Source organism: Hydrogenophaga intermedia, assembly GCF_023715105.1.
GTDB classification, from domain to species: Bacteria; Pseudomonadota; Gammaproteobacteria; order Burkholderiales; family Burkholderiaceae_C; genus Hydrogenophaga; species Hydrogenophaga intermedia_A.
Window position 1 is genome coordinate 19,773 of the sequence record NZ_JAMBNO010000019.1, and the last position, 12,996, is coordinate 32,768.

Consider the following 12,996-nt stretch of genomic DNA (forward strand, 5'->3'; position numbering starts at 1 on the left):
AAAGGCGGCCTGACCCTGTGACCGTTGAGGACGGGCGAAGCTTGCTACAGTGCGTGCCTTCACCGCGTGGGGTGCGGGCAACCGGGCATGGATGATGCCTTGCCTTGGCGGAAAAACGAACGAACCGTTTCTTCCAACCGATATAACCCCTCGCACATAACGAATCCCCACCACAGCGCGCAGATCACGAGGAGTTGCCCATGGCACGAATGGTTCAATGCATCAAACTGGGCAAAGAGGCCGAAGGGCTGGATTTCCCGCCCTACCCGGGCGAGCTCGGCAAGAAGATCTTCGAGAACGTCAGCAAAGAGGCCTGGGCCGCCTGGCTCAAGCACCAGACCATGCTGCTCAACGAGAACCGCCTGAACCTGGCCGACGCGCGTGCCCGCCAGTACCTGGCGCGTCAGATGGAGAAGCACTTTTTCGGCGAGGGTGCCGACGCCGCCGCCGGCTACGTGCCGCCTGCCGCGTCCTGATGCCCGCCAGCCACCCTGCAAGGCCCGCCCCGCGCGGGCCTGTTGCTTTCTGAATGAACACCGCTTCGCGCGAGGCCTGCGTCATCGGGGCCGGACTGGCCGGCGCGGGCGTGGCCAATGCACTGGTGCGCCGTGGCTGGCGCGTCAGCCTGCTGGGCGCGGCCCCGCGGCTGGCCGATGGCGCCTCCGGGCTGCCCGTGGGCATGCTCAGCCCGCACGTCACGCGCTCGCCCACGCCGATGTCCAGGCTGACAGCGCTCGGCGTGGCCTGCACCCGGCAAGCCCTTGAGCGCCTGGTGCCGGTGGGGGCAGGCTGGACACCGGTGGAGGTGGACAACCGCGGGCACGATCCGGGCCGGCACGCCGCGGCGCTGGTGCGCCCCGCTGCCCTGGTGCAAGCCTGGGTCGACGAGGCGCAGAACACCGGTCGCCTCGCCTTGCACCTGGGCTCGCCCGTGGCGGGCGTCGCACGCGATGACGGCCTGTGGCGCCTGCTGGCCGCCGACGGCACGGAGATCGCTCGTGCAGGCACCGTGGTGCTGGCCGCAGCCCTGGGCAGCCGCGCCTTGGCCGAGGGGCTGGGTCTGGCGCTGCCGCTGCACCCGGTGCAAGGCCAACTGAGCTTCGGCCCCCTTCAGGGCCCCGCACTTGCCGAGCGGCCGCAGCGCGACGACGGCGTGTATGTGCCCGAATACCGCGACGCCGGCCTGGCACCGCACTGGCCCGAGGCGGTGTGGGCGATCGGCTCCACCTACCGCCGGGGAGCGACAGACACGGCGATCACGCAGGACGCGCACCGCGACAACCTGGCCCGGCTGCGTGCGCTGTCGGCGACTGCCGCCGATGCCATGGAAGCCGCACTGGCCCGTTCTCAGGTGCTGGGCTGGGCGGGGGTGCGCTGCGCCTCGCTCGACCGCCTGCCGCTGATCGGCGCAGCACCGGATCCCGCAGGTCTGGGGACCAAGCCGCCAGCCCAGCCCGCCCTGGTGGATCTGCCACGGCTGCCGGGCCTGTACCTGTGCTGTGCCTTCGGTTCACGCGGTCTGGCGCTGGCGGCCCTGGCAGGCGAGGCGCTGGCTGCAGCCATCGACGGTGAGGCGATGCCGCTGGCGCCGGCGCTACGCGACGCCGTGGATCCGGCACGCTTCGCATGGCGCGCTGCGCGACGCGGACGGTCCTGAGCGGCTAGCGGCCCTGGCGCTACCGCCTTAGAGCATGTCCAGCCACTTGGCGATGGCAGGCGGCTGCAAGGGGCGCGAGAGTACCGCCGACACCCCCAGCCGCTGCGTGTGCTGGCGCATGCGGCGCCGGCGCCACCAACCGCCTTGCTCGCTCACGAGCTCGGTGGTGGCCAGGGTCATGGCCTGCGGGTAGCGCTCGCGAAAGAGCTGCATCAGCCCCCAGGCGTCGATGTGGTGGTCATCGAGGTTGAACACACCGCACAGGTAGTGGTGCTGCGACATGCACGCTGCTGCGCGCTCCGTGGTCTGCGCTTCGTCCACGAAAGGCACCGCCGCCAGCGACAGCCGCGTGCGAAGGTACATGCCCTCCTCCGCACCCACGCCCACCACCAGGGCCCGACGAATGCCGCCGGAAGGAAACGCGCCGACCTCGATGTCCAAAGGCGCGGGCTGGGTGACGTCCAGGTCGAGCAGGCCGGAGTCGCTCTGGGTGGCAGCGAACACCGCGTCCAGGTCGTGCAGCAGTTCGGACCAGGCGATCGGGCGGCTCACCACGCGCCACGCATGCTCCGGCGCGTCCTCGCCCACCCAGATCAACCGCTGGCCCTCGCGCGGCGCGCGGGCCGACGCGAGCACCGCTTCGGCACAACTGCCGTCCACCAGCAGCACGGGCGCCGGTTCTGCGGCCATGTCACCCGCCACCCAGGGCGCGTAGGACACCTCGCGTTCGCGCGAGAGGCGAAAAACGGTGTTGAGCGCATGACGCTCCACATCCGAAAACCCGACGACCTGCACCAAAACGCCCGCACTCCACATGGGCCGCGATGGTAGTGCCGATTCGGTGGGCCCGGCCCGCGCCGAACCTGGCCTGCGGGAAGGTACCGGGCGCGCGTGCATTGGTTCACGAAATCGAAGCGCCCGGTCTTTATTCCGTCTGGCTATACGAGCATGAGAAAAATGTAGTTCGTCGAATAAGGCGGGCTGCCTACAGTGCCGGCCATGCCCGAATACGCGATCGTCATTGCCGGTTTCGCGGTCGGCCTCATCGTGGGGTTGACCGGGGTGGGGGGCGGCTCGCTCATGACGCCCATCCTCATCTTCTTCTTCGGCATCAAGCCCTACCTGGCTGTGGGCACCGACCTGCTGTTCGCGGCCGTCACCAAGGCCGGCGGCACGCTGAGCCTGGCGCGGCAGAAGTTGGTGCCTTGGCGCGTGGTGGGCCTGCTGTCGGCGGGCAGCCTGCCGGCCGCGGCCATCACCCTGTACGCATTGCACCGTGTGGGCCCGGCCAGCGAGCCGGTCCAGAAGGTCATGACGCTTTCCCTGGGTGCGGCCTTGCTGCTCACGGCCGTCGCCATGTTCTACAAGGCCGCGCGCGGCAAACAACTCCCCCGCTCTGTGGCCGGGGCCGATCTGGCCCGCGCCAGCCAGCCGCGCCACGCCGCGCTGCCGGTGCTCTTCGGCGCACTGATCGGCACGCTCGTCACGCTCACCTCGGTGGGCGCGGGCGCCATCGGTGTGTCGGTGCTGCTGTTGCTGTTTCCCTTGCTGCCGCTGCCGCGCATCGTGGCCGCCGACATTGCCTACGCGGTGCCGCTCACGCTGCTGGCTGGCCTGGGCCACGCGAGCCTGGGTTCGGTCGACTGGCGGCTGCTCGGCCTGTTGCTGTGCGGCTCGCTGCCCGGCATCTGGCTCGGCACCCGGCTCATCCGCCACACGCCAGAGCGCCTGGTGCGCTCGGCCCTGTCGCTGCTGATCGGCTACGCCGGCCTCAAGCTGATCGCCCTCTGATTTCCTCCACGTTTTTGCCATGTACCGCTACAACGACTTCGACCGCCAGTTCGTGCAGTTGCGCGCCGCCCAGTACCGCGACCAGCTCGAGCGCTGGCAGGCCGGCACGCTGAGCGATGACGCCTTCAAACCGCTGCGCCTGCAAAACGGCTGGTATATCCAGCGCTTCGCGCCCATGCTGCGCGTGGCCGTGCCCTACGGCGAGATCAACAGCGCACAGTTGCGCGTGCTCGCCCGCGTGGCGCGCGAGTTCGACCACAAGGAAGCGCACGACACCAGCAAGGCCAACGCCGGCCTGGCCGAGGTGCCCACGCTGCCCGACCGCACGGCGCACTTCACCACGCGCTCGAACGTGCAATACAACTGGATCCCGATCGAGCGTTCGGCCGATGTGATGGACCTGCTGGCCACGGTCGGCCTGCACGGCATCCAGACCAGCGGCAACTGCATCCGCAACATCACCACCGACGCGCTGGCCGGCATTGCGGTGGACGAGGTGGCTGACCCGCGGCCCTTCGCCGAGATCCTGCGCCAGTGGAGCACGCTGCACCCCGAATTCGCCTTCCTGCCGCGCAAGTTCAAGGTGGCCATCACCGGCGCGCGCGAGGACCGCGCCGCCACGCCCTGGCACGACGTCGGCCTGCGCCTGTGGCACAACGTCGACGGCGAACTGGGCTTCCAGGTGCGCGTGGGCGGCGGCATGGGCCGCACGCCCATCATCGGCACCGTGATCCGCGAGTTCCTGCCCTGGAACCAGGTGCTGAACTACCTGGAAGCCGTGGTGCGGGCCTACAACCGCTTCGGCCGGCGCGACAACATGTACAAGGCGCGCATCAAGATCCTGGTGAAGGCCGAGGGGCAGGCCTTCACCGATGCGGTGGAAGCCGAGTACCGGGACATCGTCGAGAAGGACGGCGCACCGCACACCATCACGCAGGCCGAGCTTGACCGCGTGAGCGCCTTCTTCGCGCCGCCAGCGCTGGCCTGCGATCGCAAGAGCGCCGACGCGAAGATCGCCCACATCCTCAAGGCCGCGGCCGAGGACGACCTGGATTTCAGCCGCTGGCTCACGCGCAACGTGAAGCCGCACCAGAACCCCGACCTGCGCGCTGTCACGCTGTCGTTCAAGCGCGTGGGCCAGGCCCCGGGTGACGCCACCGCCGAACAACTGGAGCGCGCGGCCGAACTGGCCGATCGATTCTCGGGGGGCGAGGCGCGCGTCACGCACGAGCAGAACCTGCTGCTGCCGTGGGTGCGTTGCGACCAGCTGCCCGAACTGTGGCGAGAGGCGCGCCGCCTCGGCCTGGCCAAGCCCAACATCGGCCTGCTCACCGACATGATCGCCTGCCCTGGCGGCGATTTCTGCGACCTTGCGAACGCGCGCTCGCTGCCGATCGCGCAGGCCGTGCTCTCGCGCTACACCGACCTCGACGAACTGCACGACCTGGGCGAGATCGACCTGCACATGAGCGGCTGCATCAACAGCTGCGGCCACCACCACAGTGGGCACATCGGCATCCTGGGCGTCGACAAGGACGGCCAGGAGTGGTACCAGGTCACGCTGGGCGGCTCCGACGGCTCGCGCCTGTCGGGCAGCGCCACACCGGGCAAGGTGATCGGCCCGTCCTTCGCGGCCAGCGAGGTTCCCGAGGTCATCGAAGCCCTGCTTGACACCTACCGCACCGAGCGCGAGCAGGGCGAAGCGTTCGTGAACACCTTGCGCCGGGTCGGCCTCGACCCCTTCAAGGCCGCTGCAAACGCCGTGCGCAGCGCCACCGCCCGCACGCCCGAGACCGCTTGAGGACACTGCCATGACGATCCAGCTCTTCCAGGCCGACAACTTCAGCGCCCCCGAGCAAGAGGCAGAGCGCCGCGTGCTCGCCAACACCGAAGACCCGCGCGACATCGACCTCACCGGCGTGCGCGTGGTGGAACTGCAATTCCCCAAGTTCAGCGACGGCCGCGCCTTCAGCCAGGCCTTCCTGCTGCGCCGCCGGTTGGGTTTTGCGGGCGAGATCCGCGCCACCGGCGACGTGCTGGTCGACCAGGTGCTGCAGATGCAGCGCAGCGGCTTCACGCAGGCCGTGCTGGCCACCGGCCAGCGCATCGAGCACGCGCAGCGCCTGCTGGCGCACTACCCCGCCTTCTACCAGGGCGATGCACTGCAGATCGCCCCGCGCTTCGTCGCTGCCTGAGGTCCACGCCATGTCCGCAATCGACCTCTACAACCGCCCCTCCTCCGATTTCAATGCCAAGGTCGAGCGCGCCATCGCGCTGCTGCGCGAACAGGCAGCGTTGCACCCGAAGCTCACCCAGGCCTCCAGCGTGGGCGCCGAGGACATGGTGGTCACCCACCTCATCCATCTCGCGGGTATCGAGGCCAGCGTGTTCGTGCTCGAAACCGGCAAGCTGCACGCCGAGACGCTGGCGGTGATTCCGCAGATCGAGCAGCGCTACGCCACCAGCGTGCGCGTGTTCCGGCCCCGGCAGGAGGCCGTGGTGCACTTCGTGCGCAAGAACGGCGAAGACGCCATGTACCGCAGCATCGAGCTGCGCAAGGCCTGTTGCGATTTGCGCAAGATGGAACCGCTTTCGCGTGCCCTGGAGGGCCACGACGGCTGGATCACCGGCCTGCGGCGCGAGCAGTCGAACGCACGTGCCGACGTCGCCGAGGTCGTGCAGGAGCCCGCCCGCGTGAAGGTCAGCCCGCTGGTGGACTGGACCTGGGGCGACGTCTGGCATTTCATCGCCACGCACCACCTGCCCTACAACGCACTGCACGACCGCTTCTTCCCCAGCATCGGCTGCGAGCCCTGCACCCGCGCCATCAGCGTCGGCGAGGACTTCCGCGCCGGCCGCTGGTGGTGGGAGCAGGAAAGCGCCAAGGAATGCGGGCTGCACGTGCAACCCGAAGCCTCCCCCCTCGTGTCCTCCCTCGAACGGACATCCGCATGAACGCCCGCACCGAACCCGCCGTGATCGAAACTGCCCTGTTGCACGAGGTGAGCCATCAGCTCAGCAACGCCCACCTGGACGCGCTGGAGGAAGAGACGATCTTCATCCTGCGCGAAGTCGCCGCCGCCTTCGAGCGCCCGGCCCTGCTGTTCTCGGGCGGCAAGGATTCGCTGGTCATGCTCAAGTGCGCAGAAAAGGCCTTCGGGGTGGGCCGCCTGCCTTACCCGCTGCTGATGATCGACACCGGCCACAACTTCCCTGAAGTCACCGACTTCCGCGACCAACGAGCGAACGAGCTCGGCGCCGAACTGATCGTGCGCAGCGTCGAGGACTCGATGAAGCGCGGCACCGTGCGCCTGGCCCACCCGGGTGAAAGCCGCAACGTGCACCAGTCGGTGACGCTGCTTGAAGCGATCGAGGAGTTCCGCTTCGATGCGCTCATCGGCGGTGCACGACGCGACGAAGAGAAGGCCCGCGCCAAGGAACGCATCTTTTCGCACCGCGACAGCTTCGGCCAGTGGCAGCCCAAGGCCCAGCGCCCCGAGCTCTGGACGCTGTTCAACACCCGTCTGCAACCGGGCGAGCATTTCCGCGTGTTCCCCATCAGCAACTGGACCGAGCTCGACGTCTGGCAGTACATCGCGCGCGAGAACATCGGCCTGCCTTCGATCTACTACACGCACCAGCGCAAGGTGGTGGACCGCCGCGGCCTGCTGGTGCCGGTGACCGAACTCACGCCGCCGCGCGAGGGCGAACAGGTGCAGGTGCGCGACGTGCGCTTTCGCACCGTGGGCGACATCACCTGCACCTGCCCGGTGGAAAGCACCGCCGCCACACCGCAGCAGATCGTGATCGAGACCCTGGCGGCCGAGGTCAGCGAGCGCGGCGCCACGCGCATGGACGACAAGACCAGCGACGCCTCGATGGAAAAACGAAAGAAAGACGGGTATTTCTGATGAGCACCGCCACCCAGCAAGACACCCGCGCCGCGCTGCGCCTGATCACCTGCGGCAGCGTCGACGATGGCAAGAGCACGTTGATCGGCCGCCTGCTGGTCGACAGCAAGGCCGTGCTGCAGGACCACCTCGCCGGCGTTCAGCGCCAGGGCCAGACGGATCTCGCGTTGCTCACCGACGGTCTGTCCGCCGAGCGCGAGCAAGGCATCACCATCGACGTGGCCTACCGCTACTTCAGCACCGAGGCGCGCAAATTCATCATCGGCGACGCGCCGGGCCACGAGCAGTACACGCGCAACATGGTCACCGCCGCCAGCAGCGCCGATGCCGCGGTGGTGCTGGTCGACGCGACCAAGCTCGACTGGGGAAATTCCGCACTCAAGCTGCTGCCCCAGACGCGCCGCCACAGCCTGCTGCTCAAGCTGCTGCGCGTGCCCTCGGTGGTGTTTGCGGTGAACAAGCTCGACGCCGTGGAAGACGGCGCCCTGGCCTACGCCCATATCGGCGCTGCACTGCGCGCGTTCGCTGAGCAAGCGGGCATCGCCGTGGCCGCCGTGGTGCCGGTGTCGGCGCTCAAGGGCTGGAACGTGGTCGACGGCCCCGAGACCGCCGGTTGGTGCGGCTACCAGGGCCCCACGCTGCTCGAACTGCTGGAACACCTGCCCGTCACCGAACCCGACGCTGACCTGCCGCTGGCCTTTCCCGTGCAATGGGTGGAGAAATTCTCGTCGTCGTCCGACACTTCGCAAGGCCGTCGCGTGTTCTGGGGCCGCGTGGCCGCGGGGGAACTGACGGTGGGCCAGCGCGTGCGCGTGGCCCCGAATGGTCAGACCGCCGTCGTTGCCCAGGTGCTCGACCATGTGCGCCAGCCCGGCGCGGTGAGCGCCGGCCACAGCGCGGGCATCGTGCTCGATCGCGAACTCGACGTCTCGCGTGGCGACTGGCTGCTGGCGGTGGACGAGGCCGGCGAGTCGCTCGCGCCTCAACGCGAGATCGCTGCCACCGTGGCCTGGCTCGACGACGAGCCTCTCGTGCCAGGACGCACCTACTGGGCGCTGCATGGCCACCGCTGGGTCAAGGCCCGCGTCAAGCGCATCGTGCACCAGCTCGACATCCACACCCTGGCCGAGCACGACGCCAGCGAACTGCCGCCCAACGCCATCGGCCACCTGGAACTGGCCTTGCAGGAGCCCCTGGCGGTGCAGCCGTTCGCACGCTCGCGCGCCTTGGGTTCGCTCGTGCTGGTGGATACCGCCAGCCACCGCACGGCCGCTGCGGTGCTGGTGCGCTGAGCATTCCGCACCCTGCCCCGTACAGACCGGACCGCCAGCAAGGGTTTGCCCGGGGCCGTCATGCCCCGGCACCGTAAAATCGCCGTTTTCCGACCTCCCGCCCCGCCACCATGACCCACGTCGTCACCGAAGCCTGCATCCGCTGCAAATACACCGACTGCGTCGATGTCTGCCCCGTGGACTGCTTTCGCGAAGGTCCGAACTTCCTCACCATCGACCCCGACGAGTGCATCGATTGCGCGGTGTGCATTCCCGAATGCCCGGTGAGCGCCATCTACGCGGAAGAAGACCTGCCCAAGGACCAGCTGCACATGACCGAGCTCAACGCCGAGCTGGCCAGACTGCCCGGCTGGAAGAGCATCACCAAGCGCAAGGCGCCCTTGCCCGACGCCGACGACTGGAAAGACAAGACCGGCAAGCTCGGCGAGCTGATCCGCTGAGTCGATGACCGCACCTGCGCCGATCGAGACCGATGCGCTGGTCATCGGCGCCGGCCCCGTCGGGCTGTGGCAGGTGTTCCAGCTCGGCCTGCAGGACATCCGCTGCCACGTCGTAGATGCCCTGCCGCACGCCGGCGGCCAGCCCGGCGAGCTCTATCCCGACAAACCCATCTACGACATACCGGGCATCCCGGTATGCACCGGCCGCGAGCTCGTGCAACGCCTGCAGGAGCAGGTTCGCCCATTTGCACCGGCGATGCACCTCGGACAAGCAGTGACCACCCTGCGAAGGGAGGTCGATGGCCGCTGGGCATTGCAGACCAGCGCCGGACAAGCCTTTGTTGCCCGCACGGTGTTTGTCGCCGCCGGCGTCGGCGCGTTCCAGCCCAAGCGGCTCAAGCTCGACGGCATCGAGGCCTTCGAGCCGGGACAGGTGCAGCACCGGCTCGACGACCCCCTGGCGTTCGCAGGGCAACGCGTGCTCGTGCACGGCGGCGACGACCTCGCCATCGACTGGGCGTTGCGCCTGCTCGACAGTGCCACGCCACCTGCGCACCTGAGCCTGCTGCACCGCCGAGACGTGCTGCAATCCGACGACACCTTGGCCCTGCAGCGCGTGCGCGCCGCCATCGACGACGGACGCATCGAACTCGTCGTCGGCCAACCCGTGGGCCTGCGCAGCGAGGGTTCCCGCCTCACCGCCCTGGACATGCTCGACCCGCAAGGCAACGCCACCGCACTGCATGTGGACCATGTGCTGGTGGCACTCGGCCTGTCGCCCAGGCTCGGCCCCATCGCCGACTGGGGACTTGCCATGGATCGAAAGCAGCTGGTGGTCAACCCTGCAAGCAGCGAGACCAGCGAGGCGGGCCTGTTCGCCGTGGGCGACATCAACACCTACCCGGGCAAGAAGAAGCTCATCCTCTGCGGTTTCCATGAGGCGACGCTGGCAGCCTTCGCCGCGGCCGCGCTGCTGCGACCGGACGAACGCGTGCCCCTGCAATACACCACCACCAGCCCGCGCTTGCACCGCCTGCTGGGTGTGGCACCGCGATGAAGTTGCGCCCTTTTTCGCGCCCACCGACCCGACGTTCGAAATCGGTCCAAAACGACGCTATAATTTGAGGCTGTTCCCTGATAGCTCAGTCGGTAGAGCGACGGACTGTTAATCCGCAGGTCCCTGGTTCGAGTCCAGGTCGGGGAGCCAAGTAAATCAAGAGTCAGCAGGTTAGCGCCTGCTGACTTTTTTGCTTTCTGGATCTCCCGTGTCCGACACGTGTCCGAAATTCTTCGCGGACACATGCATGTGTCCGGATCGCAACAGCCTGGCGTTGCCCAGACGGCATCGACTACGTCGAGGAGCTCGGTGACATACCTCTGTGGGCTAGATTTGTCAGCGAATCCAGCATGACCGAGGCGCCCGCAGCGCCCTACAGTTGCCAACATGCCTCCACCGGGAGATTGCCGTGCAACAGACCTCCGCCCCACCCCCGGAAACACAGGATCAAATATCGACCGTGTTTCTGCGCATGCCATCCGTCATACAGATGACGGGCTTGGGTCGATCGACGATCTACAGGCTCATCGCCCAACAACAGTTCCCCTGCCCCGTTCGTCTCGGTGTGCGCGCAGTGGCCTGGCGCCGCAGCGAACTGGATCTATGGAGCCAGTCACGTCCAGCGACATCGCACTGAAACGGACAGGCACTCCATCGGGACCACTCGGAGAGGATAGTCAGGCATTCGAGTCCTCAAGCTTTTGAAGTTTGATTGCCTGCTCAATGAGTCCGAGCCCCTTCGAGTCGCCGACTTCAGGGTCAAAATACATTCTTCGTAGCCTATCGAGGAGCGCAAGTGCGCCCTCAAGGCCCACAAGCGCGCAGCACCATCCCGGTCGATCGCCAGGACCTCGTGCTCGTTATGGTCGATGTGGAGTGCATGAAACACCTTGAACCTACAGGCGTGGAAAACGGAGCCGTGTCCGAGCTGCTGGATCTAGTGGGGTTGTACCAGGGCTTGCCGCTGGACGAGGACTGCAAACGCATGCTTCTTCTGGCATCACTGGTGAAACCTTTGAATCGGTACGCGCGAGAGGACTGAGCAACCCATGTCCAGCATCCTGATCATGGCGTTTGATGCCAGCGGAGCCATACGCTTCGTCGGCGATGTCTTACGAGGGGCTGCGTGCGGATGTTTCTGCCCCATGTGCAAGAGCCCGCTGGTGGCCAAACAGGGGAAAGAGAATGAATGGCACTTCTCACACGAGGCCTCACAGGAGCGCCCCGAGTGCGAAGCCGGTGCGGAGAACCTCGCCAGAAGCCTGGGCATCGAATTTGCACGCGAGTTGGCTGAGCGTGGGTCGCTGGTGTTGCCCGAATACAGGACCTCGGCAGGCGTTATCTCGGCGTGGCTGGACCGCTCACAAGCCGTAGAGTGGAACGCTCAAATTTCAGGCCCTCTCGCATGGAGAGAGCATCCCCCGAAGTCCAAGGTGGTGGCCACCGGTGCGCTGGACACGGGTGCTGCCTTTGCGCTGTTCGTCCAGGTGGGCGACGCGGGCGCGCCTCAGGTCGACGACCTGCCTGAGCACTGCGCGTACGGCTCACTGGTGGTCTCAGCCGCATGGCCACCAGGCACTCGCACGCGCGAGGACGCCATGGCCATTCTCAAGCAGACAGTGAGCTTTCGCTGGGGGTACCACCCCGACACGCTGGGTCTTCGGGCCGCCGCACAAGCCGCCATAGAGGCCGAAGAGAGTGCCGTGCGACAGCGCACCGAGGCATTGCTGCGCGAACGCGCCAACGCAGCGGGGAGACGATGGGCTGAAATCGGCAAACGTCTGGAGCGACCTTACGATGCCCCCCCTGTACTGCGTGATGTAGCGCTACAGGCGTCCCCAGCGCCGAAACCTACTGCAAGCACCCCGCCCAGTGGAACCCGTTTCCCCGCCTATCCAGGCCACGCGCTGGGATGCAACTTCCAGTTCTTCCGGCTGGGGGCAGATGAGGCGTGGGTGTTCTATCCGATGGATGTCGCCTTCATCAACGAGCACGTGAAGATGGCTAACGCCGCACAGCCGCTGCCAACCAAGCTCTGGGCGATTGCGCCAGTGGGCGGCCCACGCGAAGGGTGGGATGAGTGCTTTCCGCCCAGCGTTGGCTCTGCCGATGCCGAACACGGCATCTACTGGGTGCGTGACCACATCACGGCGGTGACCTTCCTCAGTCCCCGCTCCAAAGGGACCCACACGGCCAACGATCCAGCGGAGTTCTCGAACAAATAGCACAGGAAACCTGCGGTCAAACCGAAACAGCAAGCTTAAGAACCACCCCGATCACGAACAGCGAGGCAGCGATACGACCCCAGCGCCAGGTGGTGAACCAGTAACGGTGATTGACCCATACCGCGCGGTGGATCCGCTCTGCCGAAACCAGGAGCGCTATCGCAACGACCATGGGGCCGACGATCCCGACGGGAGTATCAATCTGGTTCAACAGGAATACCCAGAACAGCGGCCAGCCCACCGCATCGATGGCCGCGAGCCATCGTCGACCCGTCCAGTGCGGTGCATTGGCCCGGGGTTCACGCGCAACGAGCAGCCACATAACAACCTCCTGTCATTTCTTGCGTCACTGACCCAGTCCGTTTCCCTCCTCGTCCGTTCAGCCCACGGCAATGACCAGAATGGAAAGGCATCCGAGAAACGCTCAAACATTGCCACATGGAAACCGGTGATTGAATCCACACGGCAAACAACCGTAAAAGATGTTTCATCGCTCGCGGGTTCATGGCCAGCCCAGTGATCCACCAAATCGTGTCGTCTGATCCCCAAGGAACACTACCCCAATTTCCGAGGGAGCTGGATTAGGAGTCCGTCCCTCGATCATCGAGTCTGTTCAGGTGTGC

14 protein-coding genes and 1 tRNA gene are annotated in these 12,996 nt (G+C 66.9%); 13 read left to right on the plus strand and 2 right to left on the minus strand.

Features of this window, described 5'->3' with window-relative positions; translation table 11 throughout:
* Positions 1-200: 200 nt before the first annotated feature.
* Positions 201-476, plus strand: coding sequence for an oxidative damage protection protein (locus M3149_RS17210; RefSeq protein WP_251710778.1), 276 nt, complete (start codon positions 201-203; stop codon positions 474-476).
* 53 nt (positions 477-529) lie between these two features.
* Positions 530-1,657 carry an FAD-dependent oxidoreductase gene (locus M3149_RS17215; RefSeq protein ID WP_251710779.1) on the plus strand — a complete coding sequence of 376 codons (1,128 nt, stop codon included), beginning with the start codon at positions 530-532 and terminating at the stop codon, positions 1,655-1,657.
* A 27-nt stretch (positions 1,658-1,684) separates the two neighbouring features.
* Here M3149_RS17215 and M3149_RS17220 read toward each other — a convergent pair whose 3' ends face one another.
* On the minus strand, positions 1,685-2,473 hold the full coding sequence (locus tag M3149_RS17220; protein ID WP_251710780.1) for a hypothetical protein: 789 nt from the start codon (positions 2,471-2,473) through the stop codon (positions 1,685-1,687).
* A 183-nt stretch (positions 2,474-2,656) separates the two neighbouring features.
* Here M3149_RS17220 and M3149_RS17225 point away from each other — a divergent pair, with 183 nt between their 5' ends.
* The 11 genes from M3149_RS17225 to M3149_RS17275 all read left to right on the plus strand — a co-directional run bounded on the left by M3149_RS17225 (position 2,657) and on the right by M3149_RS17275 (position 12,373).
* Positions 2,657-3,448: a sulfite exporter TauE/SafE family protein gene (locus M3149_RS17225; RefSeq protein WP_251710781.1), complete on the plus strand. Its 792-nt coding sequence runs from the start codon at positions 2,657-2,659 to the stop codon at positions 3,446-3,448.
* A 19-nt stretch (positions 3,449-3,467) separates the two neighbouring features.
* Positions 3,468-5,249 (plus strand): nitrite/sulfite reductase, encoded by a 1,782-nt coding sequence (locus M3149_RS17230; protein ID WP_251710782.1) that lies wholly within the window; start codon positions 3,468-3,470, stop codon positions 5,247-5,249.
* Between the two features lie 10 nt (positions 5,250-5,259).
* Positions 5,260-5,643: a DUF934 domain-containing protein gene (locus M3149_RS17235; protein WP_251710783.1), complete on the plus strand. Its 384-nt coding sequence runs from the start codon at positions 5,260-5,262 to the stop codon at positions 5,641-5,643.
* Between the two features lie 10 nt (positions 5,644-5,653).
* Positions 5,654-6,403, plus strand: coding sequence for a phosphoadenylyl-sulfate reductase (locus M3149_RS17240; RefSeq protein ID WP_251710784.1), 750 nt, complete (start codon positions 5,654-5,656; stop codon positions 6,401-6,403).
* Positions 6,400-7,359: a sulfate adenylyltransferase subunit CysD gene (gene cysD, locus M3149_RS17245; RefSeq protein ID WP_251710785.1), complete on the plus strand. Its 960-nt coding sequence runs from the start codon at positions 6,400-6,402 to the stop codon at positions 7,357-7,359. The genes M3149_RS17240 and cysD overlap by 4 nt, the downstream gene beginning before the upstream one ends.
* Entirely contained in the window at positions 7,359-8,651 is a 1,293-nt protein-coding gene (locus tag M3149_RS17250; protein ID WP_251710786.1) for a sulfate adenylyltransferase subunit 1, read from the plus strand. Before cysD ends, M3149_RS17250 begins: the two co-directional genes overlap by 1 nt.
* Positions 8,652-8,761: 110 nt before the next feature.
* On the plus strand, positions 8,762-9,091 hold the full coding sequence (fdxA, locus tag M3149_RS17255) for a ferredoxin FdxA (RefSeq protein ID WP_251710787.1): 330 nt from the start codon (positions 8,762-8,764) through the stop codon (positions 9,089-9,091).
* 4 nt (positions 9,092-9,095) lie between these two features.
* Positions 9,096-10,148: an NAD(P)/FAD-dependent oxidoreductase gene (locus tag M3149_RS17260; RefSeq protein ID WP_251710788.1), complete on the plus strand. Its 1,053-nt coding sequence runs from the start codon at positions 9,096-9,098 to the stop codon at positions 10,146-10,148.
* A 74-nt stretch (positions 10,149-10,222) separates the two neighbouring features.
* Positions 10,223-10,298 (plus strand) — tRNA-Asn (locus M3149_RS17265).
* 322 nt (positions 10,299-10,620) lie between these two features.
* On the plus strand, positions 10,621-10,785 hold the full coding sequence (locus tag M3149_RS17270) for a helix-turn-helix transcriptional regulator (RefSeq protein WP_034693553.1): 165 nt from the start codon (positions 10,621-10,623) through the stop codon (positions 10,783-10,785).
* Positions 10,786-11,197: 412 nt separating this feature from the next.
* Positions 11,198-12,373, plus strand: a complete 1,176-nt coding sequence (locus tag M3149_RS17275; RefSeq protein ID WP_251710790.1) for a competence protein CoiA family protein — start codon at positions 11,198-11,200, stop codon at positions 12,371-12,373.
* Between the two features lie 16 nt (positions 12,374-12,389).
* On the opposite strand, the gene M3149_RS17280 is transcribed toward M3149_RS17275, so the two are convergent.
* The gene (locus M3149_RS17280) at positions 12,390-12,695 is read right to left on the minus strand and encodes a hypothetical protein (protein ID WP_251710791.1); all 306 of its coding nucleotides are present in this window, start codon (positions 12,693-12,695) and stop codon (positions 12,390-12,392) included.
* Positions 12,696-12,996 lie beyond the last annotated feature (301 nt).